This window comes from Blautia sp. St.27G3 (genome assembly GCF_059728505.1).
Map to the genome: position 1 here is coordinate 1 of NZ_BAAGFO010000006.1, position 20,445 is coordinate 20,445.

A 20,445-nucleotide genomic window follows, 5' to 3' on the forward strand; every position below is an offset into this window, starting at 1 on the left:
TCTGCAACAAACTTGCCCCCCGCCTTTGAAAACCACGGGCTGACAAGCAGACGCAAAACCATCCTTCCTGGCCTGCTGCCATACAGCCATGAAACAACACCGCGCTGTCCACGTGCACTATTTTTTACTACGTCAGGCTTTTCCAGTTCCATCGGAACATCCTCCCCATTTGTAATAAACTGCCATATACAAACACCACGACTGCCACAACCGCAATAATCGCTGCCAGCTCCTTATTATTCGGCTTTCGAAATTTAAAATTCAAGATAAACAGGCCTCCTGTAATTAGCATACCTACATGCAGAACCGGAAGAAAATGCCGCTGCAACAACGCTGCACTGATATGTATCAACGGCAGAATTGCCGCAATTGAAGTAATCGGAAGCCCCTGATAATATTTACGGTTTTCTGCCGTCTCCTGCTGCCGCTTTTCCTCCATCACATTAAAATACGCCAGACGAATGAGTCCTGCCAGGCAGTAAAAAATCAAAATTGCTGCGCCAGGAAGACTGTTCATTCCAGAATGATAACAGATCGCCACCGGAAGAACCCCAAAACATACGATATCACACAGCGAATCAATCTGAATCCCAAAATGTTTCTGCTCTTCAGTCCGGTTCTTTTTCATGCGGGCTACCTTGCCGTCAAACGTATCAAAAAGCCCGCACAAAGCCAGGCAGAAAATAGACCAGTGCATGTGCCCCGTAAACGTACAGAACATTCCAATAATACCACTTGCAAGACTTAAATAAGTCAGCACCACCGTATAATCATAAAATCCAATCATTGCTTCCCCCACTTTTCTCTTTCTCTGTTAATAACTCTGTCTTTTCCTCTGTACTGCATTTTCATCCTGTTTTCTCTGAAATACCACGACTGCAACTAGTGTAAATACTGCCGAAATCAACAGCTCACTGTAATAACCAAGTCCCCTGCTGAGTATCATACCCGGAAGCAGCAGGGCTCCGAATACCGGTTTAAATATAACCAGAAACAGGCTTTCGCTGATTCCCATTCCGCCCGGCAGCGGAAGCATATCGACCGATACCGAAATCACCGCCTGGAGAGTCAATGTCACCATCCAGTTGGTCCCGGAAAGTCCAAATGACTGATATACAAAACACGTTGCTGCAAACAACGCAATTCTCTGACCAAAGGTGATCAAAAACACCCGTACCATCAGCCACATATGCGTACTCATATACGCCGCTGTTTCATTATACATATCCATGGATGCTTCCAGCTTTTTCGTCCGCTCCTCCTTATGGCGCATCAGATGAAGCTTTTCCAGCAACCACAGCCCCTTGAGCATCATCAGTTTGGCGAGAGACGGATGAAACACCAGCACCATCATGAACGTCACGCAGAAAACATTTAATGCAACTCCAAGATAAAACACGAAAAGGATTTCACCCAGATATGCATGCAGAAAATCCCTTGCAAACAGAATAATTCCCAAACCGATCACCACCAGCACAAGCTTATAGGTAATCGTAACAATCATGAGGATCACCGTTGCCACAGGAATCGGAATTTTTTCTTTTTTCATAAAATAAATCTGCATGGGCTGTCCGCCACTTGCGGAAGGCGTTACGCAGCTGAAGAAAAAACCGACAGAAGAAAAAAGAAAACAGATTCTCTTTTTCAGTCGAATCCCATACGAACACATCATATGCCAGATGATGATCGACTCGCCCCATATGAAAATAAATACACACCCGACCGCCGGCAACAACCATCCAAGCCTTGCCTGTCCAATGGCCTCCTTCAGTTCTCCCATATCTTCCCCGTGGAAAACTCCGTACACCGTAAGTCCGAGTACCAGGAAAAATATAGCTGCATTCAATATTACTTTTTTTACTTTACCCAATCTGACTGCTCCTTTTGTTCCCGGAATCCTTCCCATATTCATCCTGTCGCCGCGGAAACACTTTTATCCCAACAAACCTCATCCTTTATCCGCGCGATAAAGTTTTTCCTGGCTTCCCAAAAACACACGCTGCCGCTTTATCAAAAATTGTTCCATACCACTTTGCAAGAGCGGTACGTCCCGCAATCAGATAACAGATCTCCGCCAGAAACACGCCGCCGGCCACATCCACCAGAACATGCTGCTTTGTTGTCAGTGTGGAGATAAATACCGCAACCGCCATCAGACAGGAAAACGTCCGATACCAGGCCGGTACACTTTTTTGTTTTCTGATTCCGATATAACACATCCAGCTCGTCAGACAGTGAATCGACGGAAAAAGATTATCTGCCGAATCAATCCAATACAGGAAACGAATCCCCATATCCCACATGCCATCTCCTGTAATCTCCGGCCTTGTATTCGTGGTTGGCAAAAGCAGGAAAAATACAAAGCATAGGAGCTTTGCCAGAAAATCAGCACTCAGGAAACGATAAGCGTCTTCCCTGCTGCTCACCCGGACAGTCAGAACATAATTCGCAATCCAGAACAAGTAACATCCGAAATAAATCACCAGTGTCCATGGCAGAAACGGAATCGCCTGGTCCAATGCCGTTTCCATATTATAATGGTGCCAGCCTCCTGCAATCATTTTTGCACCGCCATACACCGTGCTGTTCAAAATGAATTCTGCAATCAGCGGAATCCATCCATACACTGGCAGAATCGCCGATACTCTTTTATTTAAAGACATACTTTTACTCCATTCTCCAAACAAAATGATAAGGGCATAAAAATCGTCCTTACCATTCTATACTAATGAATCTTATAAGAGATTTCTTTAAATAAATCTTAATTATAATTCACTTTTTTCTTAGGACAAAAATTCGAAACTATTTGTATAATATCACACAAATATAACATGCTTTGTACGTTTTCCTTACATTTTCTTTACAATTCAGCAAAAAAGACAGAAAAATCGCTTTTCCTGTCTTTATCTTTCTATTTGAAGCAATTTTCGAAGATCCGGTATTCCCCACCCCTGGCGGTTCTTCGGATAGCCAAGATCTCTGGAAGATTCTTTCAATCGCATTTTGACTTCAACGTTCGTAAGCTTTGGCTCCTGTTCCAGAAGTAAGGCAATACATCCGGCAACCGCAGGCGCTGACATAGAGGTGCCACTTTTTACACTATAGTACCTCCCCTGCCTGAAAGACGGTGAACACGACCATATTCCCGTACCAGGAGCTACCAGTTCAGGCTTGCAGATACATTCCCGCGTTGGTCCGCAGCCAGAATATTCCACATACATCCCGCGTCCTCCTCTGGCAAAATCATCCGAGGCGCCCACCGTAATCACCTTTTTGCTGTTTCCCGGCACCGTAATGCTGCCGGATGCCGGCCCCATATTTCCCGCTGCTACTACCACAACAATCCCGGCATCCCACGCAGCCTCCACGCCCTTTACCAGCGCTTTAGCTCCATAGTCTGCATCATCCTTTGAGGCGCCTGCTGAAAGATTCATAATACGAATATTGTATCTTTCCCGATTCTCAGCCACCCAATCCATGGCGCTAATAATATTTTCCAGATTCCCCTGTCCATATTTATCCAGGATCTTCAAATGAATCAGTCCGCAACCAGGCGCAATTCCCCGATAACGTCCTCTGCTGCTTTTCCCATCGCCACCCAAAATCCCTGACACATGGCTCCCATGAGAGGCGTCGTCATAACACATAGCCTTTCCGTTTACAAAATCCCGAAACGCCACAATTCGATCTGCGTAATCGGGATGATAGCAGATACCGGAATCCAAAATGGCAACTGTAACTCCTCTTCCGGTAATTCCTGCCCGATACGCCTCTTCCGCATGCAGTTGTGCCCTTACACGATTCATTTCCTTTTCCTCCATACTACACGATATGCGGTAGAAGAAAAAGGGTCACATTTATTCTACTGTACAGAGATCACGATCCAGCTTCTGCAAAAACTTCCGAGTCTCGGCAGTGGGCGCATTCGTACAAAAATCTGAAATCCACTTTTCGTGCATCGCAACATCTTTGTCATATGCCGTAACACCTGCAAAAACTTTCTGTTCAGCATTTATATCCTGACTCTGTTCATTTTCCTTGTCCACTTTCTTTTCCTCATTTTTATCCTGCTCCGGATCCATGACTGACCGCAGAATCGCATCGCAATCTGCGCCGGAACTCAACGCCCCAAGCAACTCATACTGCTGGTGAAAAGCTCTTCCGTATCTATTCCACAACTCCGCACCGTATTCCTGCAATCCAAAATGATTTGCCAGATAAGTCAAACGGTCAAAATCTTCAAAGGATAACGATACGTTCCCCAAAAGTAAATTTCTGTCATCTTCTCCACACAAATATAAAAATGCAAATTCTTCTATTTTATTCTGCTGCATAATGTCTCTCGCTCCCAAATTATTATAGTTGTACTTCTCGCCTCCAGTTAATTTTTCCTGTTATTTACAGATTCTTTATCGCTTTAACCGATTCTACCCTTCTCTTTTTGCAAAATCAACCGGAAAAATTTGGAAACTTGTACAACGCCTGATTTCTGCAAAAGAAAAGTATGCACAGAAAAAGCGAAAACGACAGCAGGCCAAAACTTCTCAAACGCCAACCTCTTCTTGCAGCGTTCTGATTGCTGCAACAGTCTGCTCATAATCTGATGCAACTTGAGCCGCCAGCTCGTCGAAACGATCGCCCCATCCGTCACGCAGCTCATCCGTAAGTTGGCTGCTGGACTCATACAATCTTGTAAAATTTAAATTTTGCGATACGCCTTTCAATGTATGTGCCGCCCGAAATGCCTCCTCATGATTTTTATCTTTCAGTGACTGACAAAGCAATGCAAAGCTTCCATCGTTTAAAAACTTCAATACAAATTTCTGCACCAGCCTTTCGCTGCGCAGACGTGCCACTACCCCCTCATAATCTCCCCCAAACGCTTCATAACATGATTGTAAACTCATTCTTATCCCTCCTCCATACATTCTGAAAACATACACTAAGTGTCCACATTATATCACACTTCTTTTTTTGAGACAATACTGTCCTTGCCTGGCAAACGTAAGTGGTATATAACAAAGAAACAGCATCTGTCTCGTCATGCATTGGCAAACAAACCACAGATACTGTTTCTGATCTTTTTACTCTGTTTTTTAACCGCTTTGCGTACTGTTTCCTATCTGCAATGTCCGCCGCAGTGTTTGCAGTCGCATCCGCAGTGCAGAGATTTTCCTGCTTTTTTATCCTTTCTCATGCTCCGTGCAGCCAACACAATTATGCCTGCCAGAAATAATAAAACAATCCCTGTCCCCATCTGTTTCCTCCTGTTATGTTCGTGATTATGCCAATCCTTTTCCTGTTATGTTCAACGTCTTACTTTCGCGGTACGGGCGAAACAACAGAAACAAAAAGCCAAGCACAAGCAAAATTGCAACTGCTGTTCCCAAGCCAAAACTTCCTCCTGCAAAAAGCAATCCGAGCTGATAAATACAAAGCGATACGATATATGCAAGTCCGCACTGATAACCAATTGCAAACCAAAACCATTTCGCATTATTCATTTCACGTTTGATCGCTCCCATTGCTGCAAAACACGGCGCACACAACAGATTAAAAATCAAAAATGAATATGCTCCAAGTGCTGTCATGCCTGCGCCGACCGCTGTCAACAAATCCGGAGTATCCTCCGCAACCTCACCCGCGATATTATAAAGAATGCCAAACGTCGTCACCACATTTTCTTTTGCAATCAGACCTGTAATCGCTGCTACGGCAGACTTCCAGTCTCCCCAGCCAAGCGGCGCAAACAGCGGTGCAAGAACCGTTCCGATCCGGGCAAGAATGCTGTATTCCAGTTCTTCGGCATCCAGCATGCCAAACGAACCTTCCACCCAGCCAAAGCCCTGCAGAAACCATAAAATAATTGCAGAAAAAAGAATCACCGTACCTGCCTTTTTGATAAAGGACCATCCGCGCTCCCACATACTTCTCAGTACATTTCCGACTGTCGGCATATGGTACGCCGGTAGTTCCATGACAAAGGGAGCCGGATCACCCGCAAACATCTGCGTCTTTTTCAAAATAATGCCGGAGCACACAATCGCTGCAACTCCTACAAAATAGGCGCTGAAAGCCACCCATGCGGAGCCCTCAAACAATGCGCCTGCAATCAGTCCGATAATCGGAAGCTTTGCGCCGCATGGAATGAAGGTCGTTGTCATGATTGTCATCTTCCTGTCTCTGTCATGTTCAATCGTTCTCGATGCCATAACACCCGGAACCCCGCATCCCATCCCGATCATCATCGGAATAAAAGATTTTCCGGAAAGCCCGAATTTTCGAAAAATCCGGTCCATGATAAACGCCACTCTTGCCATATACCCGCACGCTTCCAGAAAAGCGAGCATCAAAAACAGTACAAGCATCTGCGGAACAAAACCAAGAACGGCTCCCACGCCGGCCACAATCCCGTCAACGATCAGTCCCTGCAGCCACAATGCACAGTTTATACGCTCCAGGAAACCGGAAACAGCCGGCGGAATAATTTCACCGAACAGTACATCATTCGTCCAGTCCGTTGCAAATCCGCCCACCGTTGATATAGCAATATAATAAACCAGCCACATGACCGCCGCAAAAATTGGAAGCGCCAGCCAGCGGTTTGTGACAATCCGGTCAATTTTATCAGAATTCGTTAATTTCTGCCTGCCGGACTTTTTACAGCATTCTCCGATTATGGATGATATGTACACATAGCGCTCATTTGTAATAATGCTTTCCGTGTCATCGTCATATTTACTTTCCAGCTTTTTAATTTCGGTTTCAACATCAGGAGCGTTCTTCAACACTGAGGCAATTTTGTCGTCTTTCTCCAGAAGCTTAATCGCAAAGAAACGCTTCTGTCCCGCCGGAACACTCCCGGCAAGTTTTTGTTCTACCTCGGCAATGACTTGCTCCACCTCAGGAGCAAATTGATGTACCGGTGCAGACGCATCCTTTTTCTTTGCCAGCGCCACAGCCCGCTCAGCTGCCTCCAAAACACCAATCCCCTTCAAAGCAGAGATCTCAATTACCTCGCATCCAAGCTTTTGGCTCAGCTTTGTAACAGAAATCCTGTCTCCGCTCTTTTTTACGAGATCCATCATATTGACTGCCATGACAACCGGAATACCAAGCTCCATCACCTGTGTGGACAGATAAAGGTTCCGCTCAAGATTCGTGCCATCCACAATATTGATAATCGCATCTGGCCGCTCGTGAATCAGATAATTTCTCGCAACGACCTCCTCCAGTGTATACGGAGAAAGCGAATAAATGCCGGGAAGGTCCATGATTGTCACATCTTTGTATCCCTTCAGCTTTCCTTCCTTTTTCTCGACAGTCACTCCCGGCCAGTTTCCCACGAACTGGTTGGAGCCTGTCAGTGCATTGAACAGCGTTGTCTTTCCGCAGTTCGGATTTCCTGCAAGTGCAATTTTAATTGACATTTCCTACTCCTTCTTGCCTTATGGTTCAAATTTGTTTTCTCTACCTTATATTTGCTTCAACTATTTTATATTAGTTTCAACTAACTCTTATTTAAAAAAATAGAATCTATTCTACTTGTATCATACCCGCATCTGCCTTGCGAAGTGACAGCTCATACCCTCTTACCGTCACCTCCACAGGATCTCCAAACGGAGCAACCTTCCGAACAAAAATCTCCACTCCTCTTGTGATTCCCATATCCATGATTCTTCGCTTGACCGGTCCGTCTCCGGTCAGTTTTGATACCCTTACGGTCTCTCCGCAGGCAACCTCTTTCAACGTTTTCATAAGCGCTTCCCTTTCTGTCAGTCAAATGATAATCCGATTCGCCATGTCTTTTCCGATCGCAACGCGGGATTCTTTCACATTTACGATCAGATTCCCCCCTGCTTCAGAGACAACAGTAACCGTTCCGCCGGCCACAAAACCGAGTTTCTCCAAAAACTGTCTTGTTCCCTCTTTTCCTCCGACCTTCTTGATGATGTTGGGTTCTCCCGCTCTCGCCATTGATAACGGCATTTTTATTCCTCCTTTCTCACACTTTTTGCTTCATAGTTAGTATATTCTAACTGCAATTAGAAGTCAACAACTTTTTTTATATTTACCATTTTCAGTGTTTATGGTATACTAACGAATAGAATTCTGAATAATGCGAGGTGTTACCATGATCATCAACGAATCTGCTGAAAATTATCTTGAAACAATTCTTATCCTGAGCCACAGACTGCCAGTTGTCCGTGCAGTAGATATTTCCGCTGAGCTTGGCTTCAAAAAATCAAGCGTCAGTATTGCCATGAAAAACCTCCGTGAAAAAAATCATATTGCTGTCGCAAAATCCGGCTTTATTACACTCACGGAATCCGGTCGTGCGATCGCTGAAGAAATCTACGAACGGCATCTGCTGCTCTCCTCCTGGCTGACTGCGCTCGGCGTGGACCCCAAAACGGCAGCCGAAGACGCCTGCAAAATTGAGCATGTCATCAGTCGTGAAAGCTTCGAGGCCATTAAAAAACATGTAAATCAAAACTAGTTCCCAAACCGTATTTTTTCTTTACATGTCTCATATTTTTAATAAAATGCCTTTCTTGGGAGTTCTCCTGATGAATCATCGCACAAAACTATTTTCTGCGCAGGCCCCGGAAATCCCGCCTGCCCTTTCTGAAGAATACTCCGACATTATTTTCCGGTACCAACTTGCACCGGAAACACTGCTTTCGGAGCTGAATCAGCTCTCACCACAGATTGTTGACGCACAATACAGTATCCTGCATGCACCTTTTTCTGATGAGCTTATTACTATGGAGCAGATCGGTTATCCTGGCGTGCCAAAGCTTTTCACCTCCATTGACACGGTAAGCCTTGAGACCAGCGGAATTTTATCCGCGCAAAACCAGCCGTTTCTTTCCCTTTCCGGCAAAGGGGTGCTGATCGGATTTCTTGATTCCGGTATTGATTATACGCATCCCGCATTTCGTGCACTGGACGGCACCACCCGAATCATGCGAATCTGGGATCAGACCATTCAGACCGGTCCTGCACCGGATGGGCTTATGTACGGCACAGAATACACCAGAGAGCAAATTAATCAGGCACTCTTTTCTCCTGATCCATATGAAATCGTGCCTCAGCGAGATGAACTGGGGCACGGAACCGCCATGGCCGGCATTGCCTGCGGTACTCCGGATGCAAGTGCAGACTTCATCGGGGCTGCTCCGGACAGTACCATTATTGCAGTTAAATTAAAACCCGCCAAGCAATATCTTCGGGATTATTTTATGATCCCGGAAGACGCACTGGCCTATCAGGAAACAGACCTGATGCTTGGTATCCGGTATATGGTCGATGTTTCCCGAAAGCTGCAGATGCCTCTGGTCATCTGTATGACCCTCGGCTCCAACCAGGGGGGACACACCGGAAATACGCCGCTTGAAGATGTCCTGACCTCCGCACAGTTCAATACCGGGGTATATGTGGTCAGCGGTACTGGAAATGAGGTCGGTCAGGGACATCATTTCCTTGGAACTCTTGACCGTTCTGAGCCATACACTGATGTGGAAATTCTCGTAGAGAAGGAAAGTTCCGGCTTTACTCTGGAATTCTGGGCAGACGCGCCGGAGCTTTACAGCATCGGTTTTATCTCTCCGCTTGGCGAAACCATTCAGCCCGTACAGCCACGCGATTTTATGACTCATGAATTTAACTTTCTTCTGGAATACAGCAAAATTTATCTGAATTATGCAATTGTTGAAATGCTGAGCGGCTCTCAGATGGCTCAAATTCGTTTTGAAACACCGACACCCGGCGTCTGGCGAGTCCGTGTCTCAAACCTTTCCTATGTAAATGGAATTTTTCATATGTGGCTTCCAGTTACCGGCCTTGTCAGCCCTGATGTCCGTTTTTATACCCCAAACACGGATACCACGCTTGTAAACCCATCCTGTGCAGAGGCGATTATGTCCGTTGGTACGTTTGACGCGTATGCAGGAAGCATGTTCCGAAACTCCGGGCGCGGCTATACCAGAAACAATCTCGTAAAGCCAAGTTTTGTCTCCCCGGGCGTAAATATCACCGCTCCTCTATCCAGCCAAAGTCCTGGTGCAGCTTCTCCCGGAGCGCTCTACGGCCCCCGTACCGGCTCCTGCGCAGCTTCCGCGCTGACCGCGGGCGCCACTGCCCTGGTGGTAGAAAGCGGCCTTCTTCGCGATTTCCCACGGTATTTTACGCCACGCGAAATCAAAAGTCTTTTCCAGCGGGGAGCGACCCGCAACAACAATTATACATACCCAAACCGGGAAATGGGATATGGCCTCATGAATGTTTACGGAATTTTTGAATCCTTCCTGCGACTGTAGCAGCTGTCATACCACTTTTCACAAACAAAAAAATTTTTTTCAAAAATGATCACTTTCCGTAACACCTTCCTCCCTGAAGCATATGATACATTGTAAATATCAATTTCGGAGGAAAACGAAATGAGTGATTTAACTGCTACAAACTGTGGATGTGGATGTGAAGGCAACAACGGGATTTCTATTTGCACACTGCTGATCCTGCTCGCATTCTGCGGCAATGGAAACGGTGGCTGCGGCTTCGGCGGCAACGGCGGCAACGACTGCTGCTGGATTATCCTTCTGCTTCTGTTCTGTGGCGGCTGCGGCAATGGCAGCTTCCTCGGAAACGGTGGCAACTGCGGCGGTGGCTGCGGATGCTAATGGATTCTCATCCATTTTAAAAAGGCGGGGCTTCGGCCCCGCTTTCTCATGTTATCGGAAACTTCGATTTCTGCCATTCCCTCCTATTTTCGGACTCATTCCCTGATCAGTTCTCTGATTCGCGTTTCCTTTCAGCATATCCTTTGCAGCTGTATCATTTTCTTTCCTGCGTTTTCTCAGACAGTCGTCATCAACCTCATAAAAAGCATTTCCTTCTATTACTGTATGAAATCCCATCTCTGCATCCTCCATCCACTTTTCTTACAAGCCAGATCCCCACGTTCCGAGAATCCTGGTACCATATCATATTCCCATAATCATATTTCCGCCCCACCTTACATAAACTATCAAAAAAGATTCCGGAGCCAATTCATGCAGACCCCCCTCGACCAAATTGCAAACCAGAATCATCTTCACCTTATAAAAGCCTTCCTTCCCTACGTCGCTTCAGGAAATCAGCGTACACTTTCCATCCTCATCAAAATGATGGAAATTCAGAACGTCATATCATTCTATCAGAAAAATACATCCGTCGTCACTGCATGCAGCGCTTCCTCCGAATCTCCTGATATGCTGGATATTCTGAACGACATCCGCAACTACTGTGAAGAAAAAGAACAGGCCTTTCTGGATCAGTGGATTCAGATTCTCTCTGTTATGGAACTCTCCTCCATGTTCTCTCAGTCCTCCGACACCGGCATCGCTGATTTTCCGCTGAACCTGTTCACAGGAAATTTTAACAGCAGTTTTGATGAAAACCTTCCGGATTACGATTTCCCGCCCCAAGATGCGCACAATCTGCCCGATGCCCCATAATATAGAACAAGACTGTTTTTTACATAATTATAAAATGTAAAACAATCTTAAAATCTTTTTATTATAGAAAGGATCGAACATAATATGAGTGATAATTCCTGGATGCAAAATCCCGCGCTTGGCGGAATTGACCCGAACAAACTGCAAATGCTGCTTTCCATGGCAGATCAGGCAAAAGGAAAAAGTCCAAACGAACTGCTTCCTTTTTTGATGTCCGCCTCGGCACAGTCCAAAGAAAACAATATGTCGTTTGATTCTGCGGAAACAGATGCGATTATCGAAGTAATGAAAATGGGAAAATCAAAAGAAGAAATACAGAGAATTGATAAAATCTGCGCCATTATGAAGCAAATGAAACGCAGATAGTTTATACGAATAAAAAGATAGATGAAAATACCGATAACCAAAAGTGCTTTTTGCTGAAGGCCTTATTCAAAGCCTTCCTGCAAAAAGCACCCGAAACTTCTAATTCTTTTCTGACTCAGTCAGCATCTCTAAAAGCAAAGCGATCGCACGGCCTGCCGCCTGCTCACGTATTTCCTGACGCTCGCCAATGAAATGATGTTCTTCCACTTCCACCCTTCCACAACAAAAGCAACCGATATAAACGAGTCCTACCGGCTCCCCGCTTCCTGAATCTGGCCCTGCGTAGCCTGTAACAGAAACACAGCAGTCGGCCAGAGCTGCCCTTGCCCCGCCTTCTGCCATCTCCTGCGCCGTCTGTGCGCTCACCGCGGTATACTGTTCCAGAATCGTCTGACGGACACCCACAAGTTCCTGCTTTGCCCTATCGCAGTATGTCACAAAGCCTCTTTGAAACACCTCCGAACTCCCCGGAACCGACGTAACCGCAGCGGCAACCATTCCGCCGGTACAGGACTCTACCGTAGTCATCTGCAACTGCCGCTGCCGCAAAATCTCGACCAGTTTTGTCTCACATCTGTCCATCCATCACACTCCAGTTTTTGTACAGATAGTCTATGAGTGAAATCACAGTAAGGATCAGCGAAATCCATACAACCACCTCTGCAATCGTATCAAAAACACCGCCCAAATCCAGAATCAGCAGAATCACCATAATCATCTGGAATACGGTCTTAAATTTCCCCCAGTAACTGGCAGCAATCACGGTGCCTTTGTCAGATGCCACCAGCCGAAAGCCGCTGATGATAAACTCACGTCCGATAATGATAATCACAATCCATGCCGCCAACGCGTCATTTTCCACAAGACAGATCATCGCAGAGCAGACAAGAAGCTTATCAGCAATCGGGTCCATGAATTTTCCAAAATCAGTCACAAGCCCGTTCTTTCTTGCCAGATACCCATCAAGCCAATCCGTGGCACTTGCAAGAATAAAAACGGCCGCAGCCACATATTTTCCATATTCGCCCAGGCCGTCCCACAGCATTACAAACACAAAAACAGGTACCATACATGCCCGAAATACAGTAAGTTTATTCGGCAAATTCATCTGCTATCTCTCCTATCAAATCATATTCTGCCGCACCGGTAATCCGAACCTTTGCAAAATCTCCAGAATGCAGCATCTCACCGGTGTTAATAAACAACAAGCCGTCTACATTCGGCGCATCTCCATAAGTTCGTGCAACATAGGCATCTTCATCTGCCACACTGCCTTCCACCATGGCGATGACCGTACGGCCCACCATCGCTTCTGCCTTTTCAAAGGCGATCTCCTGCTGAAGCTCCATAAGCGCCTCCTGACGGGCGAGCTTCGTCTCCTCATCAATCTGATCCGGCATACCTGCTGCCGGCGTATCCTCTTCCTGGGAATAGGCAAACACACCGAGTCGGTCGAACTCCACCTCATCAATAAAATCCATCAGCTCTTCATGCTGCTCCTGCGTCTCCCCCGGAAATCCCGCAATCAGCGTCGTACGCAGTACAATATCCGGTATCTCCCTGCGAAGCTTTTCAATGATCGAAAGCAGATCCTGTTTCGTTGTCCGGCGTCCCATACGCCGCAGCACTGCGTCTGAGGCATGCTGAATCGGCAAATCCAGATAATGACATATCTTGGGCTCCCGCTTCATTGTCTCGATCAGCTCATCATAAATCTCCTCCGGATAGCAATACAGGACACGAATCCAACGGATGCCAGATATTTTACACAGCGCTTCCAACAGAAGATGCAGCGATTTCCGTCCATACAGATCCATTCCGTAAACCGTAGTCTCCTGTGCGACAAGAATCAGCTCCTTTACGCCCTGCTCCGCCAGCATCTTTGCCTGCGCAATTAACCGTTCCATCGGTACGCTGCGATATTTTCCACGCAGCTTCGGAATGATGCAGTATGTACAGCACTTGTTACATCCCTCCGCTATTTTCAGATATGCAAAATGGCCGCCCGTTGTCAAAATTCTGCTTTCCCCCGGCTGCGGAAGATACGCAAGGGGCTTCTCCTCCACTGCACGCGCACCGCCAACCGCCTGCTCCACTGCCTGCACAATCTCCTCATACGCGGTGGTGCCAAGCACCATATCCACTTCTTCTATCTCATCCAGTATTTCCTGCCGATAGCGCTGTGCCATACACCCCGTCACAATCAGCGCTTTGCAGCTCCCGGCCTTTTTATATTCTGCCATCTCGAGAATTGTCTGGACGCTTTCCTCTTTTGCGTCATTGATAAAGCAGCATGTATTGATCACAATCACATCCGCTTCTGTCTCATCATCCGTAAATGTATAACCTCTGCTTCCAAGCAGCCCCAACATCTCTTCTGAATCAACGAGGTTTTTATCACATCCAAGCGAAACAAAAAATATTTTCATGGATTACTCCTGCTTCCCGGCATCCTTTTTTCCTTCTGGAATTATGATATCCGTATTCTGCCCGTCATGTTTTTCCTTCTGCTCCAGGAGATCCTTCAGCTGTACCTCCGGATGCTCTTTCTGAATCCGCGCAAGCTTTCTTACCCGCATCTGAATACAGATCAGGGAAGTCAGATTCGTCAGTCCATCCAGAATCAGACAGATACCGATGTAAAGAATCATATACTGTTCTTCCTGGAACGGGTTACACAGCAACACAATGCCCATGATAATAATTACCACAGCACAGATCAGTACCAGGTACCATTTTCCGAATTTCAGACGGCGCATATTGAGCGAGCTCTGAATCTTGACCACTGCGCCCAAAAGCAGAATGATCCCCATTGCAAATGGAAGCACCGTTGACAAAAAGGTCGGATTAAGCAAAATGAAAACGCCAAAAGAAAGGCAAATGATACCGATCACCAAATCCATCTGCAAAAAACCGGCCAGATTGTCTTTGGTAAAATAAATAATTCCGTATGTGATACCGAGAACCACCATTGTAAAACCAAGGCCATAGCAAATCATCTTCACTGAGGTCCCTGGCCACGCCAGCAATACAATCCCCAGTACAACGTACAGTGCTGAAACCAGAATATAACTTTTGCTGAATTGTTTAACCTCTTTCAATGCTTATCACACCCCGTTTCCGTCTCACTCTTCGGCCTGTATTTCTTCTTTTTCTTCCTCCGGAACAATCTTGATCTTTCCTTCATTTAATTCTGAAACTGCTTTTGAGAGCGGCTTAGATACCACCAGCACATCGAGATCGTCCTTGGACTGGCGTGCAATGATCTGGCGCGCACGCTTTGCTGTTGCCAGAACAATCGAATAACGGCTGTTTACGACCGGCTCATTTCCTTCCTCTACCTCACTGTTTACTACTTTCATCAAATCAGAATAAGATGGATGCAACATATTATAATTCTCCTTTCGAAAATGTGATAAGTTCTTTGCGGACCTGCTCTACAAAATCCAGGTTCCGGCTTATTTTATTATGCTGGCTGTCAATCAGATAGTGTACCTCTTCCACACTCTGCTCCAGATCATCATTAATAATCATATAATCGTACTGCACCGCTCCGGCCGCCTCCTCGACCGCCCTTGCAAGCCGCTCCCGGACAACATCCCGCGCTTCCGTACCGCGCCCGTTCAGACGCTCCACCAATGTCGCGGCATCCGGCGGCATGACAAACAGCAGAAGCGCCTCCGGATATTTTTCTTTGATTTTCAAAGCGCCCTGAAGCTCAATCTCCAGAATCACATCCCGGCCCTGATCCATCTGGTCCTCCACATAATCCCGCGGCGTCCCGTAATAATTGCCGCAGTAACATGCATACTCAACCAGCCGGTCTTCCCTAATCAGTTCTTCAAACTCTTCCTTTGTCTTGAAAAAGTACTCCCGTCCATCCTCCTCGCCTTCCCGCGGTGCGCGTGTCGTCGCGGATATAGACAGTGCATAATAGCCGTAACGCTCTGTGAGCTGTTTCATAAGCGTACCTTTTCCGACCCCGGAAAAACCGGAAACCACTACAAGGATTCCCCTTCTGTTCATTGCTCTTCTCCCTTCATATCCTGTTCCGCCATTATATTAGCGGCAAATCTTCTGGCTATCGTATCCGGCTGCATCGCAGAGAGAACGATCTGTTCCGTCTCCAGCACAAGCACTGACTTCGTGCGCCTACCCTGCGTCGCATCAATCACTTTCTGTGCTTCGCGTGCATTCTGCACCATCCGCTTGATCGGCGCAGCATCCGGATTGACTACAGCAACCACCTTCTGTGTATTTACATAATTGCCAAAACCAATGTTGACCAAATCTGCCATGTGGTCCTCCAAATTATTCCAGGTTCTGAATCTGTTCACGGACCTTTTCGATCTCCGTTTTCAGATCAATTGCAATATTGGACGTTTCCAGATCATTTGCTTTTGAGAGAATCGTATTTGCCTCGCGGTTCATTTCCTGCGCGATAAAATCCAGCTTGCGTCCAATGCTACCTCCTGCGCGCAGCTCCTGCTGCATGGTATGAATATGGCTGCGCAGACGCACCGTCTCTTCATCCGTACAGATCTTATCTGCAAAAAGTACGACCTCTGACGCCAGGCGGCTTTCATCAATCTGTGCATCTGTGAGAAGTTCTCTTACCTTATCTTCCAGCTTTTTGCGGTATTCTGCAATGATATCTGGATAGCGTTTTTCAACGAGAGTTACATTTTCTTCCATTCTCTCCAATTTGTCAAGGATATCCAGCTTCAAAGCTTCCCCTTCACGTTCCCGCGCTTCCACAAACTGACTGCACGCCCCCTTCAGGGCTTCGCCGAGCACTCCCCAGATTTCCGCTTCGTCAATGTCCTGCTCTTCCATCGTAAAGACTTCCGGACAACGCCCCAGCGTCGAAACCCGGATATCGTTCTCAAGATGAAAGGCTTCCGCCATCTGAGCGTAATATTTCAGGTATTGCGCCGCGATACTTTCATTGTATTTCAGCGAGGCATTTTCTTCTGTATAATCTTCATATGTAACAAATACGTCAACCTTTCCACGCTGGACGTATTTTTTCAGCTCCATGCGAATCGCTGACTCAAAAAAACTGAATTTCTTTGGAATTTTGATATTTACGTCAAAATAGCGGTGATTCACCGCTTTCATCTCAACTGTAAACTTCCTGCTGCCCTGGTGATGTTCGCATCTACCAAAGCCTGTCATGCTCTTAATCATTTTCCTTTCCTCTCCTGACCGGATCTGTCTGTCTATAAAAAATCTTCCTGAAATCGGGCAGTGAAAATTTTCTCCCGACTGTCTCGCGCGTACGAGCTGCCGCAGCAACTCATTTTCGCATGTGCCCCTGCACATACGAAAGCCCGAAATAGTCTCCGGGCATAAGTGTCCATATTGAATTTATTATAAACGATCGGTGAAAAACCGTCAATGACAATTGTCTTTTCTTTTTTAATCTGATATGATGGGCAGGTTAAGAGAATTATTTCACAACAGAACAGGGGGCTTTTCTATGGCATTAGACGGAATTGTCATTTCAAATATTGTTTCAGAATTAAGCGAACAGTTAAAAGGGTCACGAATCAGCAAAATTGCACAGCCGGAACCGGATGAACTTCTGCTGACCTTCAAAGGACCGGCCGGCCAGCGCAGACTGCTTCTCTCGGCAAGCGCCAGCCTCCCGCTCATCTACCTGACAGAAGGAAATAAACCGTCCCCGATGACTGCACCGAATTTTTGTATGCTTCTGCGCAAGCACATCGGCAACGGAAAGCTGATGCGCATCTGGCAGCCAGGCCTTGAACGGATCATTCATTTCGAAATCGAGCATTTTAACGAGCTTGGAGACCTCTGCCACAAAGATCTGGTTGTGGAATTGATGGGCAAGCACAGCAACATCATTTTCTGCGACGATAAGGGCATGATTCTGGACAGCATCAAGCACGTTTCTGCACAGACCAGCTCCGTGCGCGAGGTACTTCCTGGACGTCCATATTTTATCGCAATGACGCAGGAAAAATGCGACCCGCTTGCTTCCTCTGAACAGGAATTTCGCAGTACTGTGTTTTCCAAACCAATGCCGCTGGCAAAAGCGATCTATACGACCTATACTGGCATCAGCCCGGTCATCGCAGAGGAAGTCTGCCACCGTGCCTGCCTGGAATCCGCACAGAGCGCAAATTCCATCGGAGAACTGGCCCAGCTCCACCTGTATCGCCAGTTTTCCTTGATGATGGAAGAAGTCCAGGCCGCCAATTTTGCGCCATCCATTATATACGATCAAAACCATATTCCGGTTGAATTTTCTTCCATACCGCTGACTCTTTACCGGGATCTGGAATGTGTTCCGTTCGCTTCCGCCTCTTCCATGCTGGAGCAGTATTACGCCATGAAAAATACGGTGACACGCATCCGCCAGAAATCTTCAGACCTGCGCCGCATTGCAACCACAGCACTGGATCGCTGCCGCAAAAAATATGAGCTCCAAAGCCGCCAGCTCAAAGATACGGAAAAGCGCGATAAGTATCGGATTTACGGTGAACTGCTGAACACTTATGGCTATGAAGCACAACCAGGGGACAAAAAGCTGGAAGCGCTGAACTATTACACAAACGAAATGATCACAATTCCGCTTGACGACACCATGACCGCCCAGGAAAATGCAAAAAAATATTTTGAAAAATACAACAAACTAAAACGTACCTGGGAAGCGCTCTCCGAACATATTCAGGAAACACAGGCTGAGATCACACAGCTCGAATCCATCTGTACCTTCATGGACATGGCCCTGTCTGAGGCAGATCTCGTACAGGTCAAAGAAGAGCTGACCGATGCCGGCTACATTCGCCGCAAATATACTGGAAAAAAAGTAAAAATCACATCCACGCCGTTTCACTATATTTCCTCAGACGGCTATGATATGTATGTTGGAAAAAACAATTATCAGAACGATGAACTGACCTTCAAGCTGGCCTCCGGAAACGACTGGTGGTTCCACGCCAAAGGAGCGCCCGGTTCTCATGTGATCGTAAAATCCCGCGGTGAAGAGCTGCCGGATCGGACCTTTGAAGAAGCTGCACGGCTTGCCGCCCATTATTCCAAAAACCGCGGCGCGGAAAAAGTAGAGATTGACTATATCGAAAAAAAGCACGTCAAAAAACCAAATGGAGCAAAGCCCGGTTTTGTCGTATATTACACGAATTATTCCATGATGATTGCTTCAGATATCTCAGGAATCCGCCTGTTGTCCGACTAAGCGGCATTTCTTCTGCCACGCCTGTGCACAAAAAGTCCCGGCTGAACATCAAATATGACTTCAGCCGGGACTTATAATGATCTGACCTTATCTTTTTATCCAGAAATCCTTTCCAGCAGATTACTTTCCTCTGTCAGCATCGCAAATTATTCCACGTGTCCTGCTCCAAACAGACGGATATTCATTGGATATACATTTTCCTTACCCACAAAACCGGAGATATAATTCATATAATCCTGTGTCTCCTCTTTCGGCAACACACATGCGATGACGCCCGCAAAACCGCCGCCATGCACCCTGCATACTCCTCTTTTCGTCCTGTCAAGGAACAGCTTTGTCAGTGCCAGCGTCAGTGTGATCTTCTGTTCCTTATAATCCTGAAGGGTATAGCAGTTCTGCAGCCACTCCCAGGACGAATGCCCTGACGCTTCGATGGCGTTCAGCAATGCTGCTGCATCCTTAGCTTTCGCTGCCGCATATGCCTCGTCCACGCGTCTGTTTTCCTCATAGAAATGCAGCGCGCGCAGGATTGCGCGATCGTTGTCAATTTCTGACAGATTCTGAAGCAGCGTATCCAGATCCCGTTCATAAAGCAAACCTGCTCCCATTGCCACAGCCGCCTGCCGCATCTCCTGCGGGATACTGGAATACTCCTCACTCAGATCTGCGTGGCCTTTTCCCGTATTTACAATAACCAGATCATATCCGATCTGTGAAAAAGAAAAATCTACCTGCTCACAGAGTTCCTCATCATTTTTTGAAAAGTCAAGAAGAATTGTTCCTCCCGCTGCGCATGCCATCTGATCCATCAGACCTGACGCCTTATCCCAGTAATGATTCTCTGCATACTGACCAAGTCTTGCATAATCAATGCAGCGCATCTTTCCTTCATTGAAAAAGTAATTGACAATCGAGCAGATCAGCATCTCAAAAGAAGCGGAGGAACTCACGCCTGCCGCACTGATCACCTCTGTCGAAACATAGACATTAAAACCTGCCACCTGGAAGCCAGCTTTTTTTGCTGCTGTCAGCATACCGGCCACCAGAGAAAGTGTCCCTCTGTTCTTCGGCACATCCGCCAGTTTCTTCAGATCAATGACAACCTTTCCGGCATAGCCCTCGCTGACAATCGTCACAGTATCGTCGCCGCTTGGATATGCAGCTCCGATCGTATCCATGCTGATACTAGCCGCCAGAATCTTTCCCCCATTGTGATCTGTGTGATTGCCGACAATTTCCGTTCTTCCCGGAGCTGTAAAGAATTCCATTTTATCTGAATGGAACATTTTCTCAAAATTCTCCGCCAGTGACTCATAACGTTTCCGGCTTACCTCGCTTTCTCCGTAGATTTTTTCA

Annotated in this window: 26 protein-coding genes; 6 read left to right on the plus strand and 20 right to left on the minus strand. The window is 46.6% G+C overall.

Annotated features, from left to right (window positions below; genetic code table 11):
- Positions 1-127 precede the first annotated feature (127 nt).
- The 10 genes from AC6I2O_RS19280 to AC6I2O_RS19325 form a co-directional block, all read right to left on the minus strand.
- On the minus strand, positions 128-787 hold the full coding sequence (locus tag AC6I2O_RS19280; RefSeq protein ID WP_497743504.1) for a CDP-alcohol phosphatidyltransferase family protein: 660 nt from the start codon (positions 785-787) through the stop codon (positions 128-130).
- Between the two features lie 27 nt (positions 788-814).
- On the minus strand, positions 815-1,870 hold the full coding sequence (locus AC6I2O_RS19285; protein ID WP_497742963.1) for a lysylphosphatidylglycerol synthase transmembrane domain-containing protein: 1,056 nt from the start codon (positions 1,868-1,870) through the stop codon (positions 815-817).
- Positions 1,871-1,955: 85 nt separating this feature from the next.
- Positions 1,956-2,663 (minus strand): phosphatase PAP2 family protein, encoded by a 708-nt coding sequence (locus tag AC6I2O_RS19290; RefSeq protein ID WP_497742964.1) that lies wholly within the window; start codon positions 2,661-2,663, stop codon positions 1,956-1,958.
- Between the two features lie 240 nt (positions 2,664-2,903).
- Positions 2,904-3,806 (minus strand): S8 family peptidase, encoded by a 903-nt coding sequence (locus AC6I2O_RS19295; protein ID WP_120393096.1) that lies wholly within the window; start codon positions 3,804-3,806, stop codon positions 2,904-2,906.
- A gap of 51 nt (positions 3,807-3,857) precedes the next feature.
- Positions 3,858-4,334 (minus strand): hypothetical protein, encoded by a 477-nt coding sequence (locus tag AC6I2O_RS19300; protein ID WP_120393095.1) that lies wholly within the window; start codon positions 4,332-4,334, stop codon positions 3,858-3,860.
- A 210-nt stretch (positions 4,335-4,544) separates the two neighbouring features.
- Complete coding sequence (locus tag AC6I2O_RS19305; protein ID WP_120393094.1) at positions 4,545-4,907, minus strand: Hpt domain-containing protein; 363 nt, start codon at positions 4,905-4,907, stop codon at positions 4,545-4,547.
- Positions 4,908-5,119: 212 nt separating this feature from the next.
- Positions 5,120-5,257, minus strand: a complete 138-nt coding sequence (locus AC6I2O_RS19310; RefSeq protein ID WP_120393093.1) for a FeoB-associated Cys-rich membrane protein — start codon at positions 5,255-5,257, stop codon at positions 5,120-5,122.
- A 25-nt stretch (positions 5,258-5,282) separates the two neighbouring features.
- Entirely contained in the window at positions 5,283-7,430 is a 2,148-nt protein-coding gene (gene feoB / locus AC6I2O_RS19315; RefSeq protein WP_497742965.1) for a ferrous iron transport protein B, read from the minus strand.
- A 106-nt stretch (positions 7,431-7,536) separates the two neighbouring features.
- Complete coding sequence (locus AC6I2O_RS19320) at positions 7,537-7,758, minus strand: FeoA family protein (protein ID WP_120393091.1); 222 nt, start codon at positions 7,756-7,758, stop codon at positions 7,537-7,539.
- A gap of 21 nt (positions 7,759-7,779) precedes the next feature.
- On the minus strand, positions 7,780-7,989 hold the full coding sequence (locus tag AC6I2O_RS19325; protein ID WP_120393090.1) for a FeoA family protein: 210 nt from the start codon (positions 7,987-7,989) through the stop codon (positions 7,780-7,782).
- A gap of 145 nt (positions 7,990-8,134) precedes the next feature.
- Here AC6I2O_RS19325 and AC6I2O_RS19330 point away from each other — a divergent pair, with 145 nt between their 5' ends.
- From AC6I2O_RS19330 to AC6I2O_RS19340, 3 genes are all read left to right on the plus strand, one after another.
- Positions 8,135-8,500, plus strand: coding sequence for a metal-dependent transcriptional regulator (locus AC6I2O_RS19330; RefSeq protein ID WP_120393089.1), 366 nt, complete (start codon positions 8,135-8,137; stop codon positions 8,498-8,500).
- Between the two features lie 70 nt (positions 8,501-8,570).
- Entirely contained in the window at positions 8,571-10,322 is a 1,752-nt protein-coding gene (locus AC6I2O_RS19335) for a S8 family peptidase (RefSeq protein ID WP_497743505.1), read from the plus strand.
- Between the two features lie 120 nt (positions 10,323-10,442).
- Positions 10,443-10,682: a chorion class high-cysteine HCB protein 13 gene (locus AC6I2O_RS19340; RefSeq protein WP_120393087.1), complete on the plus strand. Its 240-nt coding sequence runs from the start codon at positions 10,443-10,445 to the stop codon at positions 10,680-10,682.
- 51 nt (positions 10,683-10,733) lie between these two features.
- Here AC6I2O_RS19340 and AC6I2O_RS19345 read toward each other — a convergent pair whose 3' ends face one another.
- The gene (locus AC6I2O_RS19345) at positions 10,734-10,919 is read right to left on the minus strand and encodes a hypothetical protein (protein WP_147412311.1); all 186 of its coding nucleotides are present in this window, start codon (positions 10,917-10,919) and stop codon (positions 10,734-10,736) included.
- A 333-nt stretch (positions 10,920-11,252) separates the two neighbouring features.
- Here AC6I2O_RS19345 and AC6I2O_RS19350 point away from each other — a divergent pair, with 333 nt between their 5' ends.
- On the plus strand, positions 11,253-11,498 hold the full coding sequence (locus AC6I2O_RS19350; RefSeq protein ID WP_497743506.1) for a hypothetical protein: 246 nt from the start codon (positions 11,253-11,255) through the stop codon (positions 11,496-11,498).
- 84 nt (positions 11,499-11,582) lie between these two features.
- On the plus strand, positions 11,583-11,864 hold the full coding sequence (locus AC6I2O_RS19355) for a hypothetical protein (RefSeq protein ID WP_120393084.1): 282 nt from the start codon (positions 11,583-11,585) through the stop codon (positions 11,862-11,864).
- 99 nt (positions 11,865-11,963) lie between these two features.
- Here AC6I2O_RS19355 and AC6I2O_RS19360 read toward each other — a convergent pair whose 3' ends face one another.
- Genes AC6I2O_RS19360 through AC6I2O_RS19395 form a run of 8 tightly spaced genes read right to left on the minus strand, consistent with a single transcriptional unit; the run spans position 11,964 to position 17,054 of the window.
- The gene (locus tag AC6I2O_RS19360) at positions 11,964-12,446 is read right to left on the minus strand and encodes a CinA family protein (protein ID WP_497743507.1); all 483 of its coding nucleotides are present in this window, start codon (positions 12,444-12,446) and stop codon (positions 11,964-11,966) included.
- Positions 12,433-12,972 carry a CDP-diacylglycerol--glycerol-3-phosphate 3-phosphatidyltransferase gene (gene pgsA / locus AC6I2O_RS19365; RefSeq protein WP_120393082.1) on the minus strand — a complete coding sequence of 180 codons (540 nt, stop codon included), beginning with the start codon at positions 12,970-12,972 and terminating at the stop codon, positions 12,433-12,435. The genes AC6I2O_RS19360 and pgsA overlap by 14 nt, the downstream gene beginning before the upstream one ends.
- Entirely contained in the window at positions 12,956-14,293 is a 1,338-nt protein-coding gene (rimO, locus tag AC6I2O_RS19370; RefSeq protein ID WP_120393081.1) for a 30S ribosomal protein S12 methylthiotransferase RimO, read from the minus strand. Before rimO ends, pgsA begins: the two co-directional genes overlap by 17 nt.
- A gap of 3 nt (positions 14,294-14,296) precedes the next feature.
- Entirely contained in the window at positions 14,297-14,965 is a 669-nt protein-coding gene (locus AC6I2O_RS19375; protein ID WP_120393080.1) for an HdeD family acid-resistance protein, read from the minus strand.
- A 24-nt stretch (positions 14,966-14,989) separates the two neighbouring features.
- Positions 14,990-15,253: a DNA-directed RNA polymerase subunit omega gene (gene rpoZ, locus AC6I2O_RS19380; protein ID WP_120393079.1), complete on the minus strand. Its 264-nt coding sequence runs from the start codon at positions 15,251-15,253 to the stop codon at positions 14,990-14,992.
- 1 nt (position 15,254) lies between these two features.
- A complete protein-coding gene (gene gmk, locus AC6I2O_RS19385) occupies positions 15,255-15,890 on the minus strand; it encodes a guanylate kinase (protein ID WP_120393078.1) in 636 nt (211 codons plus the stop codon).
- Entirely contained in the window at positions 15,887-16,162 is a 276-nt protein-coding gene (locus tag AC6I2O_RS19390; RefSeq protein WP_120393077.1) for a DUF370 domain-containing protein, read from the minus strand. Before AC6I2O_RS19390 ends, gmk begins: the two co-directional genes overlap by 4 nt.
- Before the next feature lie 13 nt (positions 16,163-16,175).
- Positions 16,176-17,054, minus strand: a complete 879-nt coding sequence (locus tag AC6I2O_RS19395) for a YicC/YloC family endoribonuclease (RefSeq protein WP_120393119.1) — start codon at positions 17,052-17,054, stop codon at positions 16,176-16,178.
- Between the two features lie 292 nt (positions 17,055-17,346).
- Between AC6I2O_RS19395 and AC6I2O_RS19400 the strand changes: the two genes are divergently transcribed.
- On the plus strand, positions 17,347-19,089 hold the full coding sequence (locus tag AC6I2O_RS19400; protein WP_497743508.1) for an Rqc2 family fibronectin-binding protein: 1,743 nt from the start codon (positions 17,347-17,349) through the stop codon (positions 19,087-19,089).
- A gap of 146 nt (positions 19,090-19,235) precedes the next feature.
- Here AC6I2O_RS19400 and AC6I2O_RS19405 read toward each other — a convergent pair whose 3' ends face one another.
- Complete coding sequence (locus tag AC6I2O_RS19405) at positions 19,236-20,438, minus strand: galactokinase (RefSeq protein WP_497743509.1); 1,203 nt, start codon at positions 20,436-20,438, stop codon at positions 19,236-19,238.
- Between the last annotated feature and the right edge of the window lie 7 nt (positions 20,439-20,445).

What these genes read in the sequence shown, in the direction of transcription:
- AC6I2O_RS19280 (WP_497743504.1), bottom strand. Translation starts at nt 787, where the DNA reads ATGATTGGATTTTATGATTATACGGTGGTGCTGACTTATTTAAGTCTT.
- AC6I2O_RS19290 (WP_497742964.1), bottom strand. Translation starts at nt 2,663, where the DNA reads ATGTCTTTAAATAAAAGAGTATCGGCGATTCTGCCAGTGTATGGATGG.
- AC6I2O_RS19295 (WP_120393096.1), bottom strand. Translation starts at nt 3,806, where the DNA reads ATGAATCGTGTAAGGGCACAACTGCATGCGGAAGAGGCGTATCGGGCA.
- AC6I2O_RS19300 (WP_120393095.1), bottom strand. Translation starts at nt 4,334, where the DNA reads ATGCAGCAGAATAAAATAGAAGAATTTGCATTTTTATATTTGTGTGGA.
- AC6I2O_RS19305 (WP_120393094.1), bottom strand. Translation starts at nt 4,907, where the DNA reads ATGAGTTTACAATCATGTTATGAAGCGTTTGGGGGAGATTATGAGGGG.
- AC6I2O_RS19310 (WP_120393093.1), bottom strand. Translation starts at nt 5,257, where the DNA reads ATGGGGACAGGGATTGTTTTATTATTTCTGGCAGGCATAATTGTGTTG.
- feoB (WP_497742965.1), bottom strand. Translation starts at nt 7,430, where the DNA reads ATGTCAATTAAAATTGCACTTGCAGGAAATCCGAACTGCGGAAAGACA.
- AC6I2O_RS19320 (WP_120393091.1), bottom strand. Translation starts at nt 7,758, where the DNA reads ATGAAAACGTTGAAAGAGGTTGCCTGCGGAGAGACCGTAAGGGTATCA.
- AC6I2O_RS19325 (WP_120393090.1), bottom strand. Translation starts at nt 7,989, where the DNA reads ATGCCGTTATCAATGGCGAGAGCGGGAGAACCCAACATCATCAAGAAG.
- AC6I2O_RS19330 (WP_120393089.1), top strand. Translation starts at nt 8,135, where the DNA reads ATGATCATCAACGAATCTGCTGAAAATTATCTTGAAACAATTCTTATC.
- AC6I2O_RS19335 (WP_497743505.1), top strand. Translation starts at nt 8,571, where the DNA reads ATGAATCATCGCACAAAACTATTTTCTGCGCAGGCCCCGGAAATCCCG.
- AC6I2O_RS19340 (WP_120393087.1), top strand. Translation starts at nt 10,443, where the DNA reads ATGAGTGATTTAACTGCTACAAACTGTGGATGTGGATGTGAAGGCAAC.
- AC6I2O_RS19345 (WP_147412311.1), bottom strand. Translation starts at nt 10,919, where the DNA reads ATGGGATTTCATACAGTAATAGAAGGAAATGCTTTTTATGAGGTTGAT.
- AC6I2O_RS19350 (WP_497743506.1), top strand. Translation starts at nt 11,253, where the DNA reads ATGCTGGATATTCTGAACGACATCCGCAACTACTGTGAAGAAAAAGAA.
- AC6I2O_RS19355 (WP_120393084.1), top strand. Translation starts at nt 11,583, where the DNA reads ATGAGTGATAATTCCTGGATGCAAAATCCCGCGCTTGGCGGAATTGAC.
- AC6I2O_RS19360 (WP_497743507.1), bottom strand. Translation starts at nt 12,446, where the DNA reads ATGGACAGATGTGAGACAAAACTGGTCGAGATTTTGCGGCAGCGGCAG.
- pgsA (WP_120393082.1), bottom strand. Translation starts at nt 12,972, where the DNA reads ATGAATTTGCCGAATAAACTTACTGTATTTCGGGCATGTATGGTACCT.
- rimO (WP_120393081.1), bottom strand. Translation starts at nt 14,293, where the DNA reads ATGAAAATATTTTTTGTTTCGCTTGGATGTGATAAAAACCTCGTTGAT.
- rpoZ (WP_120393079.1), bottom strand. Translation starts at nt 15,253, where the DNA reads ATGTTGCATCCATCTTATTCTGATTTGATGAAAGTAGTAAACAGTGAG.
- gmk (WP_120393078.1), bottom strand. Translation starts at nt 15,890, where the DNA reads ATGAACAGAAGGGGAATCCTTGTAGTGGTTTCCGGTTTTTCCGGGGTC.
- AC6I2O_RS19390 (WP_120393077.1), bottom strand. Translation starts at nt 16,162, where the DNA reads ATGGCAGATTTGGTCAACATTGGTTTTGGCAATTATGTAAATACACAG.
- AC6I2O_RS19395 (WP_120393119.1), bottom strand. Translation starts at nt 17,054, where the DNA reads ATGATTAAGAGCATGACAGGCTTTGGTAGATGCGAACATCACCAGGGC.
- AC6I2O_RS19400 (WP_497743508.1), top strand. Translation starts at nt 17,347, where the DNA reads ATGGCATTAGACGGAATTGTCATTTCAAATATTGTTTCAGAATTAAGC.